This is a genomic window from Prosthecochloris marina (assembly GCF_003182595.1).
Taxonomy (GTDB): domain Bacteria; phylum Bacteroidota; class Chlorobiia; order Chlorobiales; family Chlorobiaceae; genus Prosthecochloris; species Prosthecochloris marina.
The window spans coordinates 61,589-82,588 of sequence record NZ_PDNZ01000003.1 but is presented as its reverse complement, the minus strand read 5'-3'; the positions used below and the strand labels follow the sequence as shown (position 1 = coordinate 82,588).

The 21,000-nt window shown below is 47.6% G+C and carries 20 protein-coding genes; 9 read left to right on the top strand and 11 right to left on the bottom strand.

Annotated features, from left to right (window positions below; genetic code table 11):
• Nucleotides 1-39 precede the first annotated feature (39 nt).
• The 3 genes from CR164_RS04645 to CR164_RS04635 all read left to right on the top strand — a co-directional run bounded on the left by CR164_RS04645 (nt 40) and on the right by CR164_RS04635 (nt 2,444).
• On the top strand, nt 40-783 hold the full coding sequence (locus tag CR164_RS04645; RefSeq protein ID WP_161953479.1) for an electron transfer flavoprotein subunit beta/FixA family protein: 744 nt from the start codon (nt 40-42) through the stop codon (nt 781-783).
• 2 nt (nt 784-785) lie between these two features.
• The gene (locus CR164_RS04640) at nt 786-1,760 is read left to right on the top strand and encodes an electron transfer flavoprotein subunit alpha/FixB family protein (RefSeq protein WP_110022774.1); all 975 of its coding nucleotides are present in this window, start codon (nt 786-788) and stop codon (nt 1,758-1,760) included.
• 90 nt (nt 1,761-1,850) lie between these two features.
• A complete protein-coding gene (locus CR164_RS04635; RefSeq protein ID WP_110022773.1) occupies nt 1,851-2,444 on the top strand; it encodes a bifunctional nuclease family protein in 594 nt (197 codons plus the stop codon).
• A gap of 83 nt (nt 2,445-2,527) precedes the next feature.
• On the opposite strand, the gene CR164_RS04630 is transcribed toward CR164_RS04635, so the two are convergent.
• The 5 genes from CR164_RS04630 to CR164_RS04610 form a co-directional block, all read right to left on the bottom strand.
• Nucleotides 2,528-3,193, bottom strand: a complete 666-nt coding sequence (locus CR164_RS04630; protein ID WP_110023042.1) for an outer membrane protein — start codon at nt 3,191-3,193, stop codon at nt 2,528-2,530.
• Nucleotides 3,194-3,350: 157 nt separating this feature from the next.
• Nucleotides 3,351-4,076 carry an outer membrane protein gene (locus CR164_RS04625; RefSeq protein ID WP_110022772.1) on the bottom strand — a complete coding sequence of 242 codons (726 nt, stop codon included), beginning with the start codon at nt 4,074-4,076 and terminating at the stop codon, nt 3,351-3,353.
• A gap of 192 nt (nt 4,077-4,268) precedes the next feature.
• Nucleotides 4,269-4,922 carry an outer membrane protein gene (locus CR164_RS04620; protein WP_110023041.1) on the bottom strand — a complete coding sequence of 218 codons (654 nt, stop codon included), beginning with the start codon at nt 4,920-4,922 and terminating at the stop codon, nt 4,269-4,271.
• 143 nt (nt 4,923-5,065) lie between these two features.
• Complete coding sequence (gene bamA / locus CR164_RS04615) at nt 5,066-7,516, bottom strand: outer membrane protein assembly factor BamA (protein ID WP_239994461.1); 2,451 nt, start codon at nt 7,514-7,516, stop codon at nt 5,066-5,068.
• 17 nt (nt 7,517-7,533) lie between these two features.
• The gene (locus CR164_RS04610) at nt 7,534-8,364 is read right to left on the bottom strand and encodes an isoprenyl transferase (RefSeq protein ID WP_110022770.1); all 831 of its coding nucleotides are present in this window, start codon (nt 8,362-8,364) and stop codon (nt 7,534-7,536) included.
• A gap of 217 nt (nt 8,365-8,581) precedes the next feature.
• On the opposite strand from CR164_RS04610, the gene gatA reads away from it, so the two are divergent.
• Both gatA and sucD read left to right on the top strand, forming a co-directional pair.
• On the top strand, nt 8,582-10,015 hold the full coding sequence (gene gatA, locus CR164_RS04605; RefSeq protein WP_110023040.1) for an Asp-tRNA(Asn)/Glu-tRNA(Gln) amidotransferase subunit GatA: 1,434 nt from the start codon (nt 8,582-8,584) through the stop codon (nt 10,013-10,015).
• 173 nt (nt 10,016-10,188) lie between these two features.
• Nucleotides 10,189-11,091 carry a succinate--CoA ligase subunit alpha gene (gene sucD, locus CR164_RS04600; RefSeq protein ID WP_110022769.1) on the top strand — a complete coding sequence of 301 codons (903 nt, stop codon included), beginning with the start codon at nt 10,189-10,191 and terminating at the stop codon, nt 11,089-11,091.
• Nucleotides 11,092-11,188: 97 nt separating this feature from the next.
• Here sucD and CR164_RS04595 read toward each other — a convergent pair whose 3' ends face one another.
• Nucleotides 11,189-11,869 carry an outer membrane protein gene (locus CR164_RS04595; RefSeq protein WP_110022768.1) on the bottom strand — a complete coding sequence of 227 codons (681 nt, stop codon included), beginning with the start codon at nt 11,867-11,869 and terminating at the stop codon, nt 11,189-11,191.
• Nucleotides 11,870-12,236: 367 nt separating this feature from the next.
• Here CR164_RS04595 and CR164_RS04590 point away from each other — a divergent pair, with 367 nt between their 5' ends.
• Together CR164_RS04590 and CR164_RS04585 are read left to right on the top strand one after the other, a co-directional pair.
• Complete coding sequence (locus tag CR164_RS04590) at nt 12,237-12,665, top strand: FKBP-type peptidyl-prolyl cis-trans isomerase (protein ID WP_110022767.1); 429 nt, start codon at nt 12,237-12,239, stop codon at nt 12,663-12,665.
• 38 nt (nt 12,666-12,703) lie between these two features.
• Complete coding sequence (locus tag CR164_RS04585) at nt 12,704-13,573, top strand: DUF4349 domain-containing protein (RefSeq protein ID WP_110022766.1); 870 nt, start codon at nt 12,704-12,706, stop codon at nt 13,571-13,573.
• A 113-nt stretch (nt 13,574-13,686) separates the two neighbouring features.
• Here CR164_RS04585 and CR164_RS04580 read toward each other — a convergent pair whose 3' ends face one another.
• From CR164_RS04580 to CR164_RS04560, 5 genes are all read right to left on the bottom strand, one after another.
• Complete coding sequence (locus tag CR164_RS04580) at nt 13,687-14,964, bottom strand: Ni/Fe hydrogenase subunit alpha (RefSeq protein ID WP_110022765.1); 1,278 nt, start codon at nt 14,962-14,964, stop codon at nt 13,687-13,689.
• Complete coding sequence (locus tag CR164_RS04575; RefSeq protein WP_110022764.1) at nt 14,951-15,715, bottom strand: NADH-quinone oxidoreductase subunit B family protein; 765 nt, start codon at nt 15,713-15,715, stop codon at nt 14,951-14,953. Before CR164_RS04575 ends, CR164_RS04580 begins: the two co-directional genes overlap by 14 nt.
• A gap of 10 nt (nt 15,716-15,725) precedes the next feature.
• Nucleotides 15,726-16,550 (bottom strand): FAD/NAD(P)-binding protein, encoded by an 825-nt coding sequence (locus tag CR164_RS04570; protein WP_110023039.1) that lies wholly within the window; start codon nt 16,548-16,550, stop codon nt 15,726-15,728.
• A 53-nt stretch (nt 16,551-16,603) separates the two neighbouring features.
• Nucleotides 16,604-17,683, bottom strand: coding sequence for a 4Fe-4S dicluster domain-containing protein (locus CR164_RS04565; protein WP_110022763.1), 1,080 nt, complete (start codon nt 17,681-17,683; stop codon nt 16,604-16,606).
• A gap of 269 nt (nt 17,684-17,952) precedes the next feature.
• Nucleotides 17,953-19,230, bottom strand: coding sequence for a peptidase U32 family protein (locus CR164_RS04560; RefSeq protein WP_110022762.1), 1,278 nt, complete (start codon nt 19,228-19,230; stop codon nt 17,953-17,955).
• Nucleotides 19,231-19,358: 128 nt separating this feature from the next.
• Here CR164_RS04560 and CR164_RS04555 point away from each other — a divergent pair, with 128 nt between their 5' ends.
• Together CR164_RS04555 and CR164_RS04550 are read left to right on the top strand one after the other, a co-directional pair.
• Nucleotides 19,359-20,159: a hypothetical protein gene (locus CR164_RS04555; protein WP_110022761.1), complete on the top strand. Its 801-nt coding sequence runs from the start codon at nt 19,359-19,361 to the stop codon at nt 20,157-20,159.
• The gene (locus CR164_RS04550; RefSeq protein WP_110022760.1) at nt 20,156-20,959 is read left to right on the top strand and encodes a TrmH family RNA methyltransferase; all 804 of its coding nucleotides are present in this window, start codon (nt 20,156-20,158) and stop codon (nt 20,957-20,959) included. Before CR164_RS04555 ends, CR164_RS04550 begins: the two co-directional genes overlap by 4 nt.
• Nucleotides 20,960-21,000 lie beyond the last annotated feature (41 nt).

Sequence of the window (21,000 nt, the reverse complement as noted above, 5' to 3'; positions counted from 1 at the left end):
TCTGTTCAAGGAAAATGGACAATCTGAATCATGACGCTCATGAATATTGCTGTTTGCATCAATCAGGTTCCCGATACGGCTTCAGGCATAGAGGTGGTGGATAGTGCGCCGGACATAGGATACCTCAACAAGGTGCTCAATCCATATGACGAGTATGCCATAGAGGAAGCTATCAGGTTGAAAGAGCTGCATGGTGATGTCATGGTGACGGCTTTTTCAGTCGGGGATAAAAAGCATTATGATGTTTTGCGAAAGGCTCTTTCGATGGGTGCTGATCGAGCCTGCCTTATAGAAGGTGGATGTCATGACGATTCCCGTTCCGTTGCAGCAAGTCTCGGCAAAGCGATCCGTTTGCAATACGAAGGGCTTCCCGATCTTGTTGTCTGTGGTAGGGAGTCTTCGGATTGTAACCGGGCTCAGGTTCCGCTTATGCTTGCTGAAATGCTTGGTGCTGCAGCTGTCACTGCCGTGACGAAACTGTTGTATGAAGATGGTGTATTGCGGGTGTGGCGAGAAATAGAGGGAGGTATAGAGGAGTATGCGCTTTACCCTCCAGCGGTCATAAGTGCCGAAAAAGGACTGAATATTCCGCGGAAAACAAATATCAAGGCGGTCATGAAGGCCCGCAAAGAGCCTGTTTTGCATATTGACGGTACAGTTGAGGCATCACAGGGAGTACTTTATCGGGACTTTTCTGCCATACGTCGCCAAAAAAACTGCCGATTTTTAGAAACAGCTGAAGACCTTGTTCGTATACTGCATGAAGAAAGGAGGATACTGTAACGATGAGTTTCTTGGTAATACTTGAGCAGAGGCAAGGGGCTGTCAAGAAGGCCTCGGTTGATGTATGGCACACTGTACAGCATATGGTGGAGGTTTTGGGAAAAACGGATGTTTACGGTCTGGTTATGGGTGATGTCGATAAAAACGTCATCAGAAGCCGGTGTGGCGGAAAGGGCAGGATTTACATGTTGAATGATGCGGCTTTTCATGATTATTGCCCAGAATGCTATGCAGGGGCAATTGTTGAGATGGCCGGTCATACTAACGCCGAAAATATTTTTTTCGCAAATACGGCGATGGGCAAGGATCTCGCCCCTCGCATCGCCATGCGCCTCGATGCAGCTCTTGCATCGGATTGTGTTATCGGATTGGATGGAAACGGTTTGCTGAAGGCAGTGACAACAATGTATGCAGGTACTGTTAGCGCTGTGGTAGAGAATTTGAAAAAAAGAGCGGTGTACACCGTTGCTCCACGATCGTACTCTTTTGAAGGGCTTGGTGAAAACGACGTTGAAATTCTTGAGGGCAAAGGAGAATGTCTTTCCAAGAGTAATTCGGTACTGAAGGGGGTTATCTACAACAAGGGAAGAAAAGATATAACCGAGTCGGATATTCTCGTTGCAGGTGGCAGGGGGGTTGGCAGCAGTGAAAACTTTGCTCTGCTCGAATCGTTGGCAACGTCACTTGGCGGTGTTGTTGGCGCCAGTCGTTCGGCTGTCGATGAGGGGTGGCGGCCTCATTCCGATCAGATAGGTCAGACCGGCAGGAGTGTCGCACCAAGGCTTTACATTGCCTGTGGTATTTCAGGAGCTCCACAGCATCTTGCAGGTATTGCCGGTGCCGAAACCGTTATTGCTATAAATCGTGACAGGGAAGCTCCCATATTCAAGGTTGCCGATTACGGGATTGTCGGTGACATTACGGAGGTCGTGCCGCTACTGGAAAGGGCAGTTTGTGATTTTCAGCGCATGAAATGATTTGTGTGGTTTTATTGTTAGTTGATTTTATTCGCGAGAGCTACGGCCTTTTGGAATTGAGATAACTTTTGCAGAAAAAAAGTCGTTGAGATGGATAAACTTCAGGTTGATATACTTGGGCTGTCAACCAGTCCGCATACAAACGGGGCGTATGCGCTTATTCTTTATGAAGTCGATGGCAAAAGGAAGTTGCCGATCATAATCGGTGGTTTCGAGGCACAGGCTATAGCTCTAAAACTTGAAAACATAAAGCCTCCACGACCCTTTACTCATGATCTGTTCAAGACGATTGCCGATACATTCAACCTCAATGTCAAAGAGGTGTTCATCGATGAACTGCATAATGAAACTTTCTATGCCAAAGTAATCTGTGAAATGCATGGTGAAACCCAGGAGATCGATGCGAGACCAAGCGATGCAATAGCTATAGCGGTTCGGTTCGGGGCTCCTATATATGTTTCAGAAGAGATTATGAATGAGGCTGGAATCAGGGAAGAGCAACAGGAGGAAGCTGAAGTTGCCGAAACCGACAGCGGGCAAGAAACGCCGAAAGAAATTACAGGTAAAACAGAATCATCGCTCGGTGAGCTGCAGAAAATGCTCGAGGACGCTGTCAAACGTGAAGATTATGAAGAAGCGGCTCGTCTGCGTGATGAAATCGACAGGATCAAGGGTAGTTCATGAATGGTTTTTGTTTTGCTTACAGAGTGTATAAACAAAAAAAGGAGGCTTCACGGCCCCCTTTTTTCGTTGACAGCAATGCTGTTTTATATGCCTACACGAAGGCCAAGCAGAGCGCTGTGGCTTGAGAGATCTCCATTGGCTGCGGGTTTATCCATGGAAAACCCTTCGGCGACGAAGTAGCGATACCGTGCATCGAGCTGGATGTTTTCGCTGACTGGAATGGCGATACCGGCACCGACCTGGTATGCCAGTGAAAAAACATCCTTGTTTCTGAAAGAGCTGCCTTCAAAACAGAGCGGTGCATCCTCGAATGTGATGTGAGCGACACCTACACCAGCGTATGGGTATACTTCCACATCGTTACCCAGGTCGATATCGTAAGCGCCGTTGAGCATGAGAGAGAGTACCGAGACATTGCCGTCTTCGTCAAGGTCTTCACTTTCATCGTTATATTTTTCGTTCGAAGAGACTTCGGCCCATGATGCAATATCATTTGTCTGGTAGCCGAGTTCCGCTTCCAGGCGGTAGTCGCCGTAATCGCAACCATAGGCACCCAAAAGGGTGATTCCTGAATCGGTGCCGAGCTCGAAGCCTTCATCGGAATCATCGGTATCGTGATCTTCAAATTCGATATCGTCCACCCAGACGATGCCCATGCTGCCGCTGACATATTTGTCTGCGCTGAAACCAGGTGCGGACCACATGACCGCCACCATCAATGCCATTGATAGTAATAATGCTTTTTTCATTGCTGTGTTACTGCTGTTAAACATTTTTGAATACATGTTGACTTTTCAGTCGGGGACAAAGGTATGAAATTCAATGAAAAAAGCACAGCAATGAATGACTTGAAATGAAAAAGGGGGGCATCAAGCCTCCCTTTTTCAGGAAAAATCCGGCAATGAATCAGAACATGACTCTAAAACCAAGCAGGCCACTGTGACTGTCGAGATTGGTGTTCGCTGCAAGCATGGTAAAATCGGTCGTTGCAAAGTAGCGGTAGCGTGCATCGAGCATGATATTGTCTGCAACAGGAATACCGAGGCCGATACCTGCTTGGTAGGCAAAGGTAACTTCATTGATATCGAGACTGCCGTCTTCGAGGTCACCTAAGTCAACAGGAGAACAGTCACCGTCTGGGCATGTCTGCGTTGCGCTATTGACCCTGACGTCATCCATGGAAACCTGAGCCACGCCGACACCGACGGTCGGTGAAAGTTCAACGCCGCCACCAAGATGGATATCGTAATAACCGTTCATGAGAAGAGAGAGAATGGTGACATCGCCGTCGAGCTCGACGTCAAGATCGACTTCACCTTGTCTATTATTACAATAAGCGTTTGCAGTCAATTCATCGACATCATTGGTCTGATAGCCAAGCTCACCTTCAACTCTGTAGTCACCATAATCACAGCCGAGAGCTCCAAGAAGGGTAAGGCCTGAGCCGAAACCGAGTTCAGCGTCGTCAATTTCTTGAAACTCTTCAAAAGGGCTGTCGATATTATCTATCTCGGTGTCACTCATCCAGGAAATACCGATACTACCGCTGACATACTTGTCGGCGCTGAAACCGGAGGCTGACCACATGACTGCAACCAAGAAAACAGCCAATAGTGAAATTGCTTTTTTCATAGTTTTTTTGTCAAGTTAGGTTAGTAAAAAGCATGAAGCACTCACGCATCCTACATGCAGAGAAAAGTATCTTGCCGCTTAACAGAAGTTTACGTGTTTTTCGCAGTTTTATCAACTGTTTTTTAAGAGAAGGTTCCTATAGGGCAAAAAAAAGGAGGCTCGAAAGCCTCCTTTAATGATCGAACAATCGGATTACAAGTTGACACGCAAGCCGAGCAGAGCGCTGTGGCTTTCCATGTTCGTGTTAAACTGGTACTCGCTAAATTCGACGGTAAAATCAGTTGTCCCAAAATAGCGATAACGAGCATCGAGCATAATGCCGTCGGAAACTGGAATACCCAGCCCGATACCAGCCTGGTAGGCAAAGGTTACCTCGCTGACTGACCAGTCAGGTGCATTGTCATACAATTCGACATCATCAGCTTTGACTTGAGCTACGCCTACACCGACAGTTGGAGACAACTCAAAACCGCCGCCGAGATCGATGTCGTAGTAGCCGTTTACGAGGAGCGAGAGAATAGTGACGTCACCTGAAATGTCATCATACTCACCGTCTTCTCCTGAAAACTCAAGCGAGTCGACATCTCCACTCTGGTATCCGAGTTCGCCTTCAAGCCTGTAATCGCCGTAATCGCAGCCAAATGCACCAAGAAGTGTTATGCCTGAGTCGAAGCCGGCTTCAAGGTCATAATCATCATAATCATAATCAAAATCAGGCTCCAGATCAGCATCGCTCATCCAGTTGATACCGATACTACCGCTGACATACTTGTCTGCGCTGAAACCAGGAGCAGACCACATGACTGCTACCAGGAATACCATTAAAAGTGATAGTGCTTTTTTCATTGTTTCCTCCATGTTTTGTTCGTAGGAACAGGTTAAGTACTGCTACCGAATAATAAGAAGCTTCATCAGAAACTTACTCTTACTTTTAGAAGATAATTGTTTTCAATGATGAATCATAATAAAAACCGCTAAAAACCGTCCGGTTATTGGGCGAATTGACCGAAGCTGAAAATGAATTTCCATCCCTGGTTATCGGCTCCCGGGTTGCTTGCGACAGGGTCGAACCCGTAACCGTAATCGAGCCCGACGAGACCGATGATCGGCAGGTACAGTCTCAGGCCTAATCCGGCAGATCTTTTCAGGTCGCTGTAGTCCATATCTTCCACCGAGCCCCACAGGTTGCCGGCCTCGACAAACGCAAGGGCATACACGCTTGCTGTCGGTGAAAGTGTCAGAGGGTAGCGCAGTTCAGTGGTGAACTTCGAGTAAACCCGGCCGGTATAAAGACCGGTATCATCATTGAGCTCACCCAGCGCCCGGTCGTCGTAGCCGCGTAATGGAACGGTTGAGAGCGAAGAGAGGCCGCTGCCTCCCATGTAGAACGAGTCGGTATACGGGATGTAATCGCCTTCACTGAACGTGTCGAGATAACCGTGTTGCGTCGAAAGGTTCAGGACAAAATCACCTCCGAGCGGCACGTACCAGCTCGAGCTGGCGATAAACTTGTAGAAATCTACGGTGCCCGGCAGTAGACCGCCTGCAAGCTGTGTCGATAGAGAGTTATTGCTTCCTCTGCGTGGATAGATGGGGTTGTCGATACTGTTTCTTGAAATGGTTTGTGTTATCGAGACCTCGTCGGCCGTATCGGGCTGATTTTCGGAATCGACAAAGCTCAGAAGCTCACCTTCACTGTGCAGGTATTTCAGTTTCCAGTTGATCGAGAAATAATCGTCTGGCCAGCTAAGGCGTCTGCCGATATTGAGCGACGCTCCTGTTTGTTTGAGCAGGTTATCGTCATCGCCGTCATCGGTGTAGTTTCTTTTTGTTTTGAAGACAGAAAAACCCAAGGCGGTCGGGGTGCCGAATGCCCAGGGCTCGGTAAATGACAGAGAGAGTGTCCGGTAGTCTTCGTTGCCGAACTGCCATTGGAAAGAGAGCTTCTGGCCGTCACCATGCGGCAGCGGATCCCATGCTTCACCATTGAAAAGGTCCTGCAACGAAAAGTTGTTGAACGTCACGCCCAACGCACCGGTAAAGCCGATATTGCCGCTGTAACCGACCGAGGCGTTGAATGTATCGGTCTGTTTCTCGGTGACATTGTAGGTGATGTCGACGGTCTTGCTCGCCTCATCCGGTTGAATGTCGGGCCTCGTGCTTTCAGGATCGAAGTAGTTCAACATCGAGATTTCCCTGACACTTCTGACAACATTTTTCCGGCTGAACATGTCTCCAGGAACGGTACGCAGTTCGCGGCGGATAACATGATCCTTGGTTTTCGTATTACCCTCGATATTGATTTTTCCAAGTCTGAACTGATCCCCTTCGAACAGTGATATGTTCAGGTCAACCGAGTCGGGCGGGACGACCTGTTCCTGCAGGGATGAACGAAAGGCAAGATATCCCCGGTCAAGGTAGAGTGAGGCGACGTCTCGGTTGTCTTTTGAAAAGTTCAGCTGTTCCTGGATTTTTTTCGCATTGTAGCGGTCGCCTTTTCTTATATCGAAAACTGTGGTGAGGATGTCGGTTGTTGCAAAATCTTTGGTGTTGCCGTTCCATGTGATATCTCTGATGTAATAGACAGGACCTTCCTCGAGAAAGATATCGATGTTCAATCCTTTCTGGTCTTTCGTATACGAGATGGAGTCCCGCACGATTGTCATGTCCCGGTAGCCGTTTTCACGGTAAAAATCAACAAGCAGTTTTTTATCCTGGTTGTATTTTTCTGTATCGAGTTTGGGTTGTCCGAAAATAGTTTTCCACCATGCGTTCTGGCTGGTTTCCTCGAACACGCCCCGGAGTTTTCCGTCTTTGAATGCGTCGTTGCCGTGGAACCGGATTTTTTCGATGATCACCTTCGACTTTTCATCAATTGAAAAAAGTGCCGTTACTCTTCCATTCTCGAGTTGTTTCAGCGAGTACTCGATCTTCGCCCGCAAATAACCTTTTTCTTTATAGGTTTCCTGGATCTTGCTTGCTGCAGTCAGGAGGCTCTGTTCATCGATATGCCTTCCCGGGTAGAGAGCAGCGATTTTCTCCAGCTCTTTGTCTTTGAGTTTGTCGTTGCCTTCGAAAACAACGCCATCGAGCAAGGGAAGTTCATTGACGACAAAACGGAGATCGATCATGTTTCCGGCTATATCCTGCTCTGCCTGGATATCGCTGAACTTTTTTTGCGCCCAAAGATATTCTATGGCACCAGGGATTTCAGTGCCCGGTATGCTGACGGTATCTCCTTTTTTTAGCGGGAGGCTGTTGAGGAGTTGATTCTCGCTGATTGTCCTCAGGCCGCTGAATGATATGTTGGAAACGGTGTAACGTGCAGCTTTTGGTTGTCGGTTTGTTTGTGCCGAAGCAGGGGGAGCATGAACTGTTGTTATGAAAAGAAGTAATAAAACTACGGCAACGGTATGCCAGGATAACTGTAGTTGTTTCATGGAATTGTACATCGTTGTTATAACCTGCTTGGTAAAGCTTTTTTGCTTTTGAGTTGTTCGCTTGTCAGGCCGAAACGGCGTTCACGTTTCTGAAAATCCCTTATTGCATCGTACAGCTGACTTCGGCGAAAATCAGGCCAGTAGGTGTTGGTGAAATATATTTCCGAATAGGCACTTTGCCATAAAAGAAAATTGCTTATCCGGAATTCACCGCTTGTTCGTATCAGCAGTTCGGGTTCCGGTATGCCCTTTGTTGAAAGAAACGATTCAAGAAGGCGTTCATCGATCTCATCCGAAGTGAGACGTCCACTCTCGATTTCGTGACAGATTGTTTTACAAGCCTGCAAGATATCCCATTTTCCACTGTAACTCAACGCTATACAAAGTGTAAGCCCGGTATTGTCTTTTGTGAGTTCTACCGTTTCCTCGAGTGTGTCACGGACTTTTCCGGGAAGTTGCTGGATGTCGCCGATGACATGAAGTCTGACGTTGTTGCGGTACAATTCTTTTGCTTCTTTCTGCAGGACTTTAATTAAAAGCTGCATTAACGAGGAAATCTCTTTTTCTGGTCTTTTCCAGTTTTCGGTTGAAAAGGTGAAAAGAGTGAGGTACTGCATATCCAACTGGGCAGCAGCTTCAACGACATCACGGACAGCGTCGACACCGGCGGCATGTCCTTCTATGCGAGTTTTCCCTTTTTGTCGTGCCCACCTGCCGTTACCATCCATAATAATGGCGACATGTTCGGGAAGTTCACAGGTTGCTTTCAGATCACGCCTGATTTGTTCGTCCTGGGGGTCGGTTGCAGACTTGAACCAGCGAGATGTAAATGCTGCCGAAAAATCCATAGTTGACATTCGAGGCATTAAATCGTCATTTCATCATTGCCCTTGTCTTTCGGCTGAAAAGCAAAGGCATGCGCTCAACGGAAATCAAAATACATGAAATTGAATTATATGCAGTTATTTGTTATTATACAAGCCAAACATTGAGCGGCGCTGGGGATACTGCAGCGTCGACATGCGGGAATATCGGATTACAACAATTTTCATTGAAACAAGAGCGGTGCAATTTTCCTCATACCTAAGTCTGCGCAAAAAGCTTCTCGCTCGCGAAATCAACTGTGAAACGGTGGTACGCGGGTATATCGAGCGGATTCAAAAGAACCGCGACAACAATGTCTATATAACGGTATTTGATAAAGGTGCCATCGAGCGTGCAAGAGTGCTCGACAAAAAGCTGGAAGAGGGTCATGTGCCCGGAAAGCTTTTCGGGCTCCCGATGGCGATCAAGGATAATCTTTCTGTCAAAGATGCTCCCCTTACGTGTGCTTCTGGTATTCTTTCACAGTACAGTGCGGTATACAATGCAACCGCTGTTGAGCGGCTGCTTGCCGAAGATGCGATTTTTCTGGGTAAAGTCAATATGGATGAGTTTGCAATGGGCAGTTCCAATGAGAATTCCTCGTTTGGACCGGTCCCGAATCCCTATGATCAAACCCGTGTGCCAGGTGGAAGTTCAGGAGGTTCTGCGGCAGCTGTAGCCGGGGATCTTGCAATGGTTGCTCTTGGTTCCGATACAGGCGGTTCAGTCAGGCAGCCGGCTGGTTTCTGCAACGTTGTTGGTTTGAAACCTACCTATGGCAGGATCTCGCGCTACGGTCTGGTTGCGTTTGGTTCTTCGTTTGATCAGATAGGGGTACTGTCAAAAAATTCTGATGATGCGGCACTTGTTCTCGGTGTGATTGCCGGGAAAGACGAGGCGGATACGACGTCATCTCATCATCCTGTCTCGGATTATGCTGAGGAGATGGATAACGTATCGGTCAAGGGACTGAAAATCGGTGTCCCTAACGAATTTTTTCCAAAAACCCTTGATAAAGGAGTTGCTTCGGTTGTCAATGCACGCCTTGAAGAGCTTCGCGAAGCAGGGGCGGAGCTTGTACAAATCACGTTGCCCGAAAGCGACTATGCGATTGCCGCCTACTATATTCTGACAACTGCGGAAGCTTCATCCAACCTTGCTCGTTTTGACGGTGCAAGATACGGCTACCGTTCAAAGGATGCGGAAGATCTTGCAGGAATGTATGTAAACTCGAGGACGGAAGGTTTCGGAAGCGAAGTGAAGCGAAGGATTATGCTTGGTACGTACGTGCTTTCCGCCGGCTACTACGATACCTATTATAAAAAAGCTCAACAAGTCAGAAGGGTTTTTCTGAACAGGTACAAAGAAGCGTTGAGTAAGGTGGATGTTATAGCAGGCCCTACATCCCCTTTTCCTCCGTTCGGAATAGGTGATAAAATAGATGATCCGTTAGAAATGTATCTTGCCGATGTTTTCACGGTACCTGCAAGCATAGCCGGAATGCCGGCACTCAGTGTTCCTGCCGGCTTTGATGGTTCAGGATTGCCTGTAGGTCTTCAACTTATCGGTGATTTTTTCACAGAAGGCAAGCTTCTCGGAGTTGCACGTGAGATTCAGAACGCACAGAAGCGGTGACCAGGTAGCCAGTGTGGCATTCGTCACCTTTTAATCGTCACTTCAAAGGTTGTATCCGGCGGCATGCAAATGCATTTATACCAGAGGCAGTGACTACGCTGAATTTCGGAAGAACATAGGATAGTTAAAGTTCACAGTATTTTCCATATCAACGTAGAAAAGAGAGATAAAATATGAGTGTTTTGGTCAATAAAAATACCCGATTACTTGTTCAGGGTATTACAGGTGGTGAAGGAACTTTCCATACATCGCAGATTCTCGAGTATGGAACAAATGTCGTTGCCGGTGTCACCCCAGGGAAGGGAGGGCTGCAATATACGGGAAACGACCGTGATACCTTCACCAGCTCGGTTCCGGTTTATAATACGGTAAAAGATGCCGTTGAAGCGACAGAGGCTAATGCTTCGGTGATTTTTGTGCCTGCACCTTTTGCCGCCGATGCGATTATGGAGGCTGCCGATGCCGGTCTGAAAGTGATAATCTGCATTACCGAAGGCATTCCTGTCAATGACATGATGAAAGCATACGATTATGTGCAGGAAAAAGGAGCTGTTCTAATCGGCCCCAATTGTCCCGGTGTGATCACCCCGGATGAAGCGAAAGTAGGTATCATGCCAGGTTTCATTCATAAAAAAGGATCCATCGGTGTGGTATCGCGGAGTGGAACCCTTACCTATGAAGCTGTACACCAGTTGACTCGTGTCGGGCTTGGACAGTCGACATGTATCGGCATTGGTGGTGACCCTATTATCGGCACTCGTTTTATCGATGCAATCAAGCTGTTTGCGAAAGATGATGAAACTGAAGGGCTTGTGATGATCGGTGAGATTGGCGGGAGTGCTGAAGAAGAGGCTGCCGAATATATCAAAAAGCATTTCAAAAAACCGGTTGTTGGTTTTATTGCAGGCAGAACAGCTCCTCCCGGGCGACGGATGGGGCATGCAGGGGCGATTGTCTCTGGAGGAAAGGGGACTGCCGAGGACAAAATCAAGGCTATGGAGAAAGCGGGCATCAAGGTCGTTGAAAACCCTGCGGATATTGGCGAGGCAATGCTTGCGGCTCTTGGCGGCTCGTGAGCTACTATCGTTTTATAAAGCGAAAAACTAAAAGGCCGTTTCATGATTTAACGTATGAAACGGCCTTTTTCGTTTGTAAGCAACGTATTGACCTGCCTTAAAAATTGTATCGTAATCCAATGAGTGCAGAATGGCTTTCGAGGTCAAGGTTGAACGATTCGTCGTCAAAGCCGGCATAATCGTCTTCCGTTGTGAATTCGGCAGCATTGAGATAACGGTAACGCGCATCGACAGTCATGTTTTTTCCGACTGGAATTGCGATACCTGCGCCAAGCTGGTATGCCCAGGTGCTGCCGTTTATCGAACCTCTGTAGTCTTCATCATCGCTGTCACCGACATTATCGAAGTCATAGAAAACACCACCGATACCGGCTGTCAGGAAAAGTTCGACATCGGAGTCGGTCATCGGCTTGATGTCGTAATATCCATTGAACATGAAGGTTGTGAGAGAGATATCTCCGCTCCACTCCCATTTTTCGTCGATATCGCCATCGTCATACAGGGTGAGAGAGGCAGCATCATTTGACTGATAACCAAGCTCGGCTTCTGCCCTGATGCTTCCCATGTCATAACCGATAGCTCCTGTTAGGGTAATACCGGAATCGCATCCGATAGTGAGGGTATCGTCCCGATCTGCCGCATCGATTTCGGTGCCGTCTATATCACTGAACCATGTAAGGCCGATGTTTGCGGAGGCGTAAGGATTTCCGGCGATAGAGATGGTGGACCAGCCCATGGCGAGGATGGCTACAACCAGCAAGGAGAGTGCTTTTTTCATAAGTTATAAATACTTTAGTTAGGAATTACAGTGTTGCTGACTAAGAACAGCAGCCCCGAATCTACGAAAATTTATGCCTATGCAAAACAAGTAAATACGAGGCGTTTTCCGCCTGTTGACGACTGTGATATTACAATATTTTTATATAGCTTGACCCTCAGGGTCGATTGTTATTTCCAGAACTCTGGTTACATGGGCAGATACTCTGGTAATGGTTGATTCAGAAAGATGTCTCTTTTCCATTTTACATCGTGGCAGCTTTTTGGGCAGCGGTTTTCGTTTTCGCTCGAAACACGCATGAAAAATGAATTGGGGCGCTGATAATGGGTAAGGGTTTTACAATGATAAGAATATAAAGGAGGATTTCATGCCAGAGGCCAAACAAGGCGATACCGTAAAAGTACATTATACCGGAAAGCTGGATGATGGGAGTGTATTCGACACCTCTGCTGAGCGTGAACCGCTTGAGTTTACGGTGGGGGCGGGTGCAGTGATTCCCGGTTTCGAGCAGGCTGTGGTAGGGCTGCAGCCGGGCGAGTCAACGGAAACGACTATCGATCCCGACAATGCGTATGGCCCGAGAAGCGCTGAGCTTGTAACCGAGGTAAAACGCGAGCAGCTCCCGCCTGACCTTGAGGTAGCTGTCGGTCAGCAGCTTCAGGTAAGTATGGCCGACGGTCAGACGGCGGTTGTTTTGGTTACCGATGTTAACGACGCTGCCATAACCATCGACGCTAATCATCCGCTGGCTGGCCAGGCTCTTACCTTTTCGATAGAGCTTGTCGAGATCGTGTGAGCGGTAAGAGCCTTTTCAGGGTATAACTGTCATTTATTATGAAACGTATGTTCAGGTTGCTGTTTCCCGTGTGTCTCATTTTTTTTATTACGGCTTGTGCCGGGGATGGAAATGTTGCTTCAACGGGTGAAGGGCGAGGAGGGGCTTTGACGGAGTATTATGGGGTTGCCGACGAAATGCCGATGCCGAAAAGAGCGCTACAGGCTCCTGTGGCTGATGTTGAGCAGAGCGGAGAGGCAATCAACAACCTTGATGTGGTAGATCCGAAAATTATCCGTGAGGGTGGAGTTACTTTTCAAACCCCCGACCTGAAACAAACCAGGATATTTCTTGACAGTCTTATTCAGCGCTACAAGGCTTATGTGGTAAATGACGACCAGTACAAGTTCGACGACAGGATCGAACAGCGGCTTGTGATTCGTGTGCCGGCCGATGGTTTCGATGCTCTGGTTGGGGAGCTGGAACGCAACGTCGAGCGCTTTGACAGCAGAACGATTTCGGCAAGAGATGTAACCGAAGAGTTTCTGGATGTTTCGTTGCGGATTCAGATAAAAAAGGAAACAGAAAAACGTTATCGTGATATCCTTGCCAGGGCGAAAACGGTGAAGGATATTCTTGAAGTGGAGCGCTACCTCGGCCGGATCCGAACTGAAATCGAGTCACTCGAAGGACGGCTCAAATATCTTGAAAACAGAATATCGTTCAGCACTCTCACCGTTACTTTCTACGAGCTCAAGCCAGAAGCGGTCGGGTTTTCTTCCCAGTTCAGCGTTGCCCTGAAAAACGGCTGGAATAACTTTATGCTTTTTATTCTCTGGGGTGTTTCTCTTTGGCCCTTTATTATCGCCGGACTGGTTCTGCTCCTTATCCTCTTCGTTATTGCCGGAAGAAGGAAGAGGGCGGGGTAAGGCAGAAGGCAAAATTCAAAAGAGCTATGAGCCTCCATATCCGTCAAGAGCGTTTCGCACACAAGGTGCGCTCCTCTTCTCACAACAACGTGTTACTTGTTTCTCGTCACTACTTAATGTACCGAGCATGAGATACAGGGATCGTAACTTCTGACGATCATTTCACAAAGCTGCTGTATTTCTTTATCGGTTTTTTCTTCTTCCAAAGCCTGATGGACAAGGGCACTGAGATCCAGATGTATGTTGGCGTTATTCTGGGTGGTCGGGATGATGCAATCGCCTTTAAGAACCTTGCCTGTGTCATCGACTTCCATATGATGGTAAAGAATACCCCGTGGTGCTTCTACGGCACCGGTTGCTTTTCCGGCTTTAGGTGTCCATGCTGCTTTCAGTTTCTCGAGTGGGTCGTCGAGCAGCGCGTCGATCAACGCAATGGCATCATGCACGATATGGTAACATTCGACCAGTTGGGCGATGTTGTTCATGAAAGGATTGTGATTGACCGGTACAAGGCCGAAAGCAGACGCTGTTTCTTTGGCTTCCGGATGCAGGAATACATGGTTGTTGTTGAACCGGGCAAGTGCTCCTGCAGCAAAGGACTCTCTGCTGAGTTTCGTGAATTTGCTCGTTGTGAACTCTTCCTTGTATTCATTGGTCATATCAAGGTAGTCGTTCTCATCTTTTCTGATGCCGTCTGTGGAGTACAGGTCTCCGCCGATAAAAGGATAGGTGCTGCCGTTGTAAAGGGACACAAACTCGGTTTCCCTCTCGAAATCGGGGATGGACAGTGTGGCACAAAAGTCACGAGCGGCATCGAGATCCGGCAAAACTCCCTCGAGCTGTTGCCGGAGAGCAGAGAGTTCTCTTTTTTCAGGTGCTTTGCTGACCCCACCGAGGACAAGACTGACTGGATGGGTGCATCTACCTGTTGTCAAGGCGCTGATTGCATTTCCTGCTTCTTTGAGCCGCAATCCGGACTGAACGATATCAGGATGTGATTTGATGAGGGGCAGCACGTTGGGAGTATTGACGAAGTCGGGAATAGCGAGAAAGAAGAGATGCAAAGCATGGCTTTGCAGGGTTTCACCGTGCATTGCAAGCAGGCGTATTTTTTCCGCTGAAGGAGGGGCAGTGATTTCCATTGCTCGTTCCAGAGACCGTATACTCGCAAGAGAGTGACTGATCGAACAGATCCCGCAGATTCGGGAGGTAAGGAAAGGAACTCTTTCTGCGCTCATTCCTCTGACCATCATTTCAAAAAACCTCGGGGTTTCTACAACCGCCCAGGTAGCGTCAACCAGTTTTCCTTCTTGTATCGTTATGTGGATATTACCGTGCCCTTCAACCCGTGTCAGATGGTGGACATCGATATTGCAGTCAACTTTTGTCATGACGGAATTCCTCAAAACAGTTATAAAATCCAAGCTTTTCATCGAGCTCTTCAAGGCTCATTTTCCGGTCGGTTACAAGTTGCATGAACGATTCGAAGTTGATATCATCAGCAGGACCACGGCAGCCAAGGCATGCTGTTTTTCCGGTAGTACAGACTGCGTTGCAACCCGCTCTCGTTATAGGGCCGAGACAAATTTCCCCCAGATCGAACAAGCAGGTGTTGAGTTGCTGCTTGCACTCGACGCATACCGGATATTTCGGCAGTTCGATCATCGAGCCAGTAGCAACACTGGTGATAATTCGTTCAACTTCCTCTTTTGAGACCGGACAGCCGGGGATCGAGAAGTCCACTGTAACGACATCACTGATCTTGCGAACCGGCAAAGTGTCGACAGAATGGTTGCCGTAAACCTCACGAACCGTTTCGTCGATCGGAAAGTTGTTTTTCAAACTGTTGACCCCGCCGAAACAGGCACAGGTGCCGTAGGCGATCAAGATTCTTGCGTTTTTCCGTATGGTTTTCAGGCGTTCAACCTCATCCTCTCTGGTGATACTGCCTTCAACCAGGGCGATGTCATAGTCGTCGTGCTTTTCTGACGATATTTCCCGGAAATTTCGAATATCAAGCAGTTCAAGGAAGGCAGGAAGTGTTGATTCATGGTTGGCGAGCTGCAGTTGACAGCCTTCACAGCAGGTGAAATCAAATGAACCTATTTTTATTTTTTTGTGAGAAAACCCGAGATGTTGCACAGCAAACTCCTTAAATCGCTTCTTTAAGATTCATGACCGACCAATAATCGAATACCGGCCCGTCCACGCAAGTAAATGTCGAGCCAACCATACAGCGGCAGCATTTACCCATACCGCAGTGCATACGTCGCTCAAGAGAAACAAACATGCGGTTCATGGGAATCCCCTGTTTGTCGAGATAATTGCAGACAAACTTGAACATGACAGGAGGCCCGCAGACAATGGCATAGGTGTTTTCCGGGTCGATGTCGATTTCGCTGAAAAGCTCGGTGATCATCCCTGTTCTGCCACTCCAATCCGGTGTTCCATGTTCAACAATGGTGTGCAGGTTGATATGGTTGATTTTTTCCCATTCCTCGAACTGGTAGGTAAACAGCAGCTGGGATGGCTCTCTGGTTCCATAAAGCATATGAACATCCTTGTAACGATCCCTGTGATCGTTGATCCAGAAGAGCGGAGCACGAAGCGGGGCGATACCGAGTCCGCCGGCTACAAGAATTACGTTACGGTCCATCATTTCCTCCATGGGGAACGATGAACCAAACGGTCCGCGAATGGCAACGTGGGCACCTTTTTGCGCATCAAAGAGAACGCTGGTGACATGTCCGGCTTTTCTGATGCATAACTCCACCTGTTCGTTATTACTCGTCGAGCTTGAAATCGAGATGGGAACTTCACCGTAACCCGGCACCTGTAACATGAGAAACTGTCCTGGTCGAAATCTGAAAAGGTTTCTTTCATCAGGATCGAGAATCCTCAGCTGAAAAAGCTTTTCCTGCTCTGTCAGCGAAACAATATTGGTGATCCGGCATTTATATCCTCTATCGGTCTGCATAAGTGAAGACTGATAGTGGAAATCCGGAACGTTATCAGCGAAAGGTTCCCTGTTTATGTCTTGTCCGGGGACTCTGAAACGCATATCATGCATGATTCTTTCTCCATTCTGAGGTCATTGATGACATCTTTGGGATTAATGCCGGCCAGGCAGGCGCGTCCGCACCTGTTGCAGCCTACACAAATCGGTTGATTTGCATTTTCAGCAAACCCGAGATAATGGTGATAGTATCGGTATTTCAATCTATCACCGTTTTTCGGCCTGAAATTATGTCCGCCGGCAACTTCCGCGAAATCAACGAGGTTGCAGGAGTACAACTGTTTTTGCCGTGACGATCCCTGCAGATCGACATCAGGCCGGTCTTCCATATTATAACAGTAACAGGTCGGGCAAACCATCGCACAGGTGCCACAGTTGAGGCACTTGTCTCCCCATTTGGTCCAGATAGGAGAGTCGAACTCGATGTCGAGAAAACTTGGCAGTCCTGTTACTTCGACATCGGTTTTAAAACTCTGTTTGATCAGTTTGCGGCGTTCGATAAGTTTGCAGTCATCATCATATGTTGGGTCCGTTACCTCAAACTCCTTCAGATAGTTATAGGCTTTGGACGAGTTGATAGAGATATAGTAACTCTCACCGATGTCCGAGCAGAAAAGGTTAAAACCGCTGGTCACCGTGTGATGGTTCAAGGACTTGCAAAAACAATCCGGAAGTGGAAGATGGTCCATGCCGATAATAAACGTGTTTTTGCGTCTTGCCAGATAGTACGGCGATGGAAAATGCCCGTTAAGCAGAACACTGTCGAGAATGTTGATCGCGCTTATATCACAAGGTCTGAGGCCTATCAAAACAAGCGGTTTGACATCGTAGGTGATCTCCTGTTCCCAATCACCATCGGTATAGCTGAAGTGCGACAGGTTTTCACGGAAAGGTATCAGAAAGTGTTTTGCCGAGGAGTAGGTTGTTGTATAATCAAACGCAATGTCGGTCACGGAATTAACCTCTTTGAACTGATAGATCGGTTGTCCGTTTGGATCGGTGTCAACCTGTCTGGGTCCGAATGAAAGGTTTTCCTTTACAAGAGCATCGATAAACTTCTTGAACTCCGGCTTGGCTATAACTTTGTAGATCATCAGTAAGACTCCTGTTCAAAGTTGTTGTCAGCAGTGAGCAATGTACATCAAAAATGTTCACTACGAAAGCTAACAATGTACTGTAACAGAAAGTTGACACAGTCGCTATTGAATTTGTGTTGTCGTCGTTTGATAACTGGCTGGCTTGAAGTAGTGTATTTTTTGCATTGTCGAGCAGGTTACGCTGCACTTGAGGCGGCATCCATGTGAACAATGGATTTCCGGGTCTTTCTCCGTTCGCCCGAAAATGACCGAAGAGTCGAAAGCCATTACCTGATGCCTGAATCGCTATCCCGATGAGCCAAAAAGCTTTCGAACACGTATACCTTGTCGCTTTTGCGGACTTTTGCTGCACAGGCAATGGTGACGATTTCGCCTTTCAGGGCCGAGTCTGCCGGCTGATCATTCACCCGCAACGATTCGGCAATCAGGGTAACGAGTCCTGTTTTCGGGCCTTGTATGGTGAGCTTGTTTTTTTTGTCTATGCCCTTTGTATGAACCAGTATTTCAGCAACACCTGCTTTTGGGTAGTATTTCTGAACAGTGCCAACGTAAACTTTTTTTTCAGTTGCAAGTGATCCATACTGTTTTGTCCAGGCATCGACGGGTTTTCCAAAGTAAAAGCCTTTTGAAAAGCCTCGATTGTAGACCGTTTCAAGCTCCTTCATGAGTTCTTTTGTCAAGGCGTCGAATGTTTGGCTGAAATCTTTTTCATGACCATGCTCGAGAGTGTAATCAATGGCTTTGCGATAGCATGTGGTGGTGGTGTGAACATATTCGGGGCTTCTGTTTCTCCCTTCAATTTTAAACCCTGTAACGCCTGCTTTGATAAGTTTGTCGATAAAAGTGATGGTGCAGAGGTCTTTCGGGCTCATTACGGTATCGGTCCCGAGTTCCAGTTCATGGCCGTCTTCAGCATCGATAATGGTGTAACTTCGTCTGCAGGGCTGCATACAGGCGCCGCGATTTGCAGAACGGCCGAAAATGTCCTGAGAAAGAAAACATCTTCCGGAGACAGCCATGCACATGGCTCCGTGTATGAAACATTCGATGGTGACGTTGAGGCGATCGTTACGGATGCTGCTGATGATGTTCTGAACCTGCTCGAGCGTGAGTTCACGAGCAGGTACGATCATTCGTGCTCCCAGAGAAGCGTAAAACTGTACAGCACTGTAATTGCTGACCGATGCCTGTGTAGAAATATGAAACGGAATGTCCGCTTTACGACAGGCTTCAATGACTGAAAGATCCCAGCAGATAACCGCATCAAGACCGGCATCTTTTGCTGCCATTACCGTTTCCTCGACAGTTTGGATTTCGTCGTCGTATACTACCGTGTTGAGTGCCAGATATGCTTTTGCGCGATATTTTCCGCACAAACCGGCGATATCGGTAAAATCACCTTTTGTGAAATTTCGGCTTGCAGCGCGCATGTTGTATCCTTCTGCACCGAAGTAAACAGCGTCGGCACCAGCTTGAAGGGCTGCAAGGAGTGACGTACGGTCACCTGCCGGGGAAATGAGTTCGAGTCTGTGAGGTAAGGTCATTGTCGGTATCGGTCGGTTATTCCATATGACAATAGTGTATAAAATTTATCAGGAATTGTGTAGACTATTATGATAAGGCCAAAAGCTGTTGCAGGTATTTGAAATCATAATTGAGAGAAAGCTGTCATATGAGTGAACGTCTTGTTGCAAGGATTATCATAGGCTTGTCGGTCCTGCTAATTGTGTCGGAGATCGTAGTAATTGCTTTGTATGGTATTCGTTTTGAGGTTGTTTTTTTGCCGTTTGTCGTTTTTCTCGCGTTTCTTGGAGTTCTGTTCGGTGCTGTTCTTCTGAAGGGCAAGCGCTCTGAAATCGAATCGGTTTCCACCAGACGCGCCCGTGCGATGAAAGATGAAAAAGTGAGGAAGCTGCTGGAAGGTTATGAAGTAGACGAGGAGTTTCTGCCGGGCGGCGGGAAGAAGAAAAATAAACGGCAACAAAAACAACGGACTGCAGCTCCTGAAACTTCGGAATCATATTCCAGATCTCCGGTTTCGGAACCCCGTCGAGATCCTTTCGAAGGAATAGACTCCAAATTATACAACCTTGCAGAAGGTTTCGGCGGGTTTGAACAGATGGTGCAAAAAGTGGAGGCTATGGATACGGTGGCATTCAAACGGCTGCAATACGCTCTGGATATGCAGGGCATCGATAAAAGCCAACTGCTTCAACCTGTCAAGAAGGCACTTGACAAAGTTTCCGGAGGAAGTTCTGGATTGAGGCAGTTGCTCGATCATGAAGAGATGGATGCGTATATGGAGCAGACCCTGACCGGCAGAAAGCCGGACGGTGATAAGGCTGGACAAACCTATTCTCTCGATATCAATATGGACGATGCAGGAGGAAAAATGCCCCCTCCCCCTGATGAATTTTCCCATAATCCAAGGGATGTTATCGATCGTTTTAAAAAGTCCCTCAACAAGAAATGACCAGCAGTTTTTTCAGGCAGGCAAGTAAAAGCCAGATAAGGCGTTTTGCAAAACTTCAACTGAAAAAATACCGTGATAAAGAGAGCCTTTTTCTTGCCGAAGGGCTTCGGACCGTCACTGAATTGCTGAACCATGTGCCGGATGAGAGTTATCTTACAACCTTGTTTATCGAGCCTGAACAACTCTGCAGGATACCGTATAAAGACCGGTTTCGTGAAAAAATATTCCTGATCGATCATGAACAGGGCTATCGTCTTTCCGGAACGTCGACAGCTCAGGGGGTAGTAGGGATTTTCAGTCAGCAGAGGATCCCTGAAACCCGGAACACCTCTTTCGGGAAAGCAGGGAAATCACTGGCTGTTGCGCTTGATGATGTTCAGGATCCAGGCAATGTAGGCACTATTGTAAGAACTGCTGCATGGTTTGGGATTTCTGGCCTGATTTGCGGACCCGGAACGGCAGACCGTTACAATCCGAAAGCGGTAAGGGCTGGTGCGGGGAGCATTTTCTGCTTGCGTCATTATGGAGTCGATGATCTTCGGGAGGAGCTTGAAAGGATGAGGCGTGGAGGATATGAAATCTGTTGCTCATCACTGCAGGGAACAGATTTTCGGGATTACGATTCATGGCCTGAAAAGATGGTGCTTGTTATCGGTAACGAGGCGAACGGTATCGGTCAAGAGATTCTGAAAATTGCCGACCGTCGTGTGACCATTCCTCACGGCAAGACCGGGCCGGAAGTCGAATCTCTGAATGCAGCAGTTTCCGCATCGATATTGATGGCAATGCTGACGTTGTAGCTTTTTCGTTACCTTGTGATATGTGGTGGTTTTGTACGATA